Source organism: Pararcticibacter amylolyticus (assembly GCF_003130405.1).
In the GTDB taxonomy this organism is placed as follows: Bacteria; Bacteroidota; Bacteroidia; order Sphingobacteriales; family Sphingobacteriaceae; genus Arcticibacter; species Arcticibacter amylolyticus.
The window spans coordinates 59,403-62,485 of the sequence record NZ_QEAS01000025.1; the positions used below are offsets into that span (position 1 = coordinate 59,403).

Sequence of the window (3,083 nt, forward strand, 5' to 3'; positions counted from 1 at the left end):
ATCGCGGTCACCGGCTACTTCTACTCTTACGTTCCGGCCGTTGAAATCAACCGATTTGAAATTCTGCAGAAGATGATCTGTTTGTGCATTCTCCACTTCAAAGAAAGTATAAACACCTTTCAGATCGATTTTTCCGATCGACTTACCGCTTATTTTTCCGTTGTTGCAGATAAAGCCAAGCATGTCTCCGCGGGTAAACTCATCTACCGAACCAAGGTTAATGAACAGGCGGGTATATTCTCCTCTTGAAGAAGTTCTGGCAAAGCGCTCTGTACGCACTCCCCCTCTTTCTTCACCTACCGGCGCATTAAGATCTGGAGCGTGCTTATAATATTCAAGGAAACGGTTAAATTCAAGTGAAGCAAAACGCTTGATGATTTCTTCCTTATCCATCTCCGCAAACTCATCCATAATACGGGCGATATAGGGCTCCATTTGTGTCTCGTTCACCTCTACCTGGTGCACGCGGTGCACTAAAGCAAAAAGTTGTTTTTCACAAACATCAAAACCTCCCGGAACTTCTACTTTTGTAAACTTCTTGCCGATGACGCGCTCAATCTGACGGATCTTTCCGAGCTCTTTCGCATTTACAATAGAGATGGAGACACCAGATTTCCCTGCACGGGCAGTACGTCCGCTCCGGTGAGTATAGTTCTCAATTTCGTCGGGAAGTGAATAGTTGATTACGTGAGTAACATCATTCACATCTATTCCGCGGGCTGCCACATCGGTTGCAATCAGCAACTGAAGGCTGCGGTCGCGGTAGCGTTTCATCACCTTATCACGCTGCTGCTGAGAAAGGTCCCCATGCAATGAATCAGCGTTATAACCGTCCTTAATGAGCGATTCAGCGATCTCCTGAGTTTCCACCTTAGTACGGCAGAAAACAATTCCGAAGATCTCAGGATTGAAGTCTACAATACGCTTAAAAGCGGCATATTTATCACGGGCACGCACCACGTAGTATTCGTGGTCGATATTTGCGTTTCCTGTATTCTGTTTACCTACGGTTAGTTCAAAAGGATCGGTCATGTAATTCTTGGCGATCCTTCTTACTTCAGCCGGCATGGTAGCAGAGAATAACCATGTTTTCTTGTCGGCCGGTGTAGTCGACAGGATATGGTCAATATCTTCCTGAAAGCCCATGTTGAGCATTTCATCTGCTTCGTCAAGCACAACATATCTTACTTCTGAGAAGTCGATGGCTTTACGGCCAATAATGTCGAGCATACGTCCGGGAGTAGCTACCACAATCTGCACCCCCCTCTTTATTTGTCTCAGCTGATCTGAAATACTTGCACCGCCATATACGGCAACAACATTCACATTGCTGAGGTTTTTCGAGTAGTTGTTCAGATCACTGGCGATCTGTAAACACAATTCCCTTGTTGGGCATAAAACTAATGCCTGTGGGTAATTCTTCGTAAAATCAATTAATTCTAACAAAGGAAGACCGAATGCGGCTGTCTTCCCTGTGCCGGTTTGGGCTAATCCGACAAAATCGTTGCTGCCTGAGAGTAATACCGGGATCGATTGTTCCTGGATTGGCGTTGGGTTCTCAAAACCCAGATCAGTTATGGCATTAACAATATCATGACGGATTCCCAGTTCACTAAATGGGTTCATGATAACAATAAAAAACCGGCTTTATTGCCGGTATTCTGCAAAGATAAGAAATTATCTTCAAAAATAATAGTTGCAACATGAATTTATGCCCGAAGCCTGTCAGCTGATTTTATCAGCTTCTCATCATGGCGGATCCCTCTTAACGCCAGAATGATGAACAATACCGCCAGGCAGGGCAGAATGACGCCAATCCCATAGTTCTGCAATTGAAGCTGAAGATCCCCTATTACGCTTTTAGCCGTTTGAGCCATCCAGAAGCTGTAACCCAGGATGAGAACTATAACAAGATAACAAAGCCTGATCTGCTTCTGTCTTTCCCTGAAGAAGAAAATAATCACGAAAGGCAGCAATCCCAGAATGACAGTAGCTATTGTAAGCCCGGTGAAATCAGAGGTCTGAACTATTTGCCCGCCTATATTTTCATATACCCCGGTGACCTTTACCGCCTTGGCGGTGCCGCTGGCATTCAGGATCTGTAAATAAGGGAACAGGAAAAGCGCAAAAATTACTGTTGTCGTCAGGAATAGCCAGATGGTTTGAATTCTTTGGATCATAGTCGTATATAAACACACAAACTTATAGAAAATTCTCTGTTTGTTGCAACGGATTCTCTATTCTGTTATAAGTCATTCCATATATCACGCTGATATACTCTGATACTTAGGGAAGATTTTTTTAAGTTTGAAGCGTGAGCAACAGGCGTTATTTTGCAGAACTATCTTATGATGGAACCAGGTTTCACGGCTGGCAGATTCAACCTAATGCGGTTACCGTGCAGGAACTTCTTGACAAGGCCCTCTCTACTATTCTCAGGCAGGATATAGAAACTGTAGGCTGCGGAAGGACAGACACAGGTGTACACGCCCGGCAGTTCTTCGCCCATTTCGATGTGGAAACCGGGGAAGGCAGGCCGAAAGAACTTGCAGGCAACCCGTCTTTCCTCAACAGCCTGAACGCTCTTCTTCCCTACGAGATTGCCATTAAAACGATACACGCCGTTCATGAAGACGCTCACACGCGCTTCGATGCCACTCTTCGCTCCTACGAATATCATATCCACTTTCATAAAAACCCGTTCAAGCATCAGTATTCCTGGCTGCTAAGAGATTCTCCTGATGTCGGCCGGATGAACCTGGCAGCATCAGAGCTTTTAAATTACACTGATTTCAGCTGCTTTAGTAAATCCAATACCCAGGTTTTCACAAACAACTGCAAAATCTCCCGCGCCGAATGGCTTGAGAATGAAGACGGCCTTGTATTTCACATCTCCGCTGACAGATTTCTGCGGAACATGGTTCGTGCGATTGTCGGCACTCTGATCATGATCGGGAAAGGAACAATCCCCCCCGAAGCTATACATGACATCATTGCCAGTAAAAACCGCTCGAATGCCGGTACATCTGTCCCTGCCTGCGGCCTTTACCTCACTGAAGTACGTTATCCGTATATAGGCAGTT

At 45.3% G+C, this 3,083-nt stretch carries 3 protein-coding genes; 1 reads left to right on the top strand and 2 read right to left on the bottom strand.

Annotated elements, in window-relative coordinates; genetic code table 11:
* Both DDR33_RS22425 and DDR33_RS22430 read right to left on the bottom strand, forming a co-directional pair.
* Window positions 1-1,626, bottom strand: a 1,626-nt coding sequence (locus DDR33_RS22425) for a DEAD/DEAH box helicase (RefSeq protein WP_238387904.1), incomplete at its 3' end; no start/stop codon positions are given.
* 83 nt (window positions 1,627-1,709) lie between these two features.
* On the bottom strand, window positions 1,710-2,180 hold the full coding sequence (locus tag DDR33_RS22430) for a DUF4293 domain-containing protein (protein ID WP_109418041.1): 471 nt from the start codon (window positions 2,178-2,180) through the stop codon (window positions 1,710-1,712).
* Between the two features lie 134 nt (window positions 2,181-2,314).
* Between DDR33_RS22430 and truA the strand changes: the two genes are divergently transcribed.
* Window positions 2,315-3,083: tRNA pseudouridine(38-40) synthase TruA (gene truA, locus DDR33_RS26020; RefSeq protein WP_109418042.1), on the top strand; the 769-nt coding region annotated here is incomplete at its 3' end.

Coding starts and splice junctions, on each gene's coding strand:
- DDR33_RS22430 (WP_109418041.1), bottom strand. CDS start 2,180: ATGATCCAAAGAATTCAAACCATCTGGCTATTCCTGACGACAACAGTA.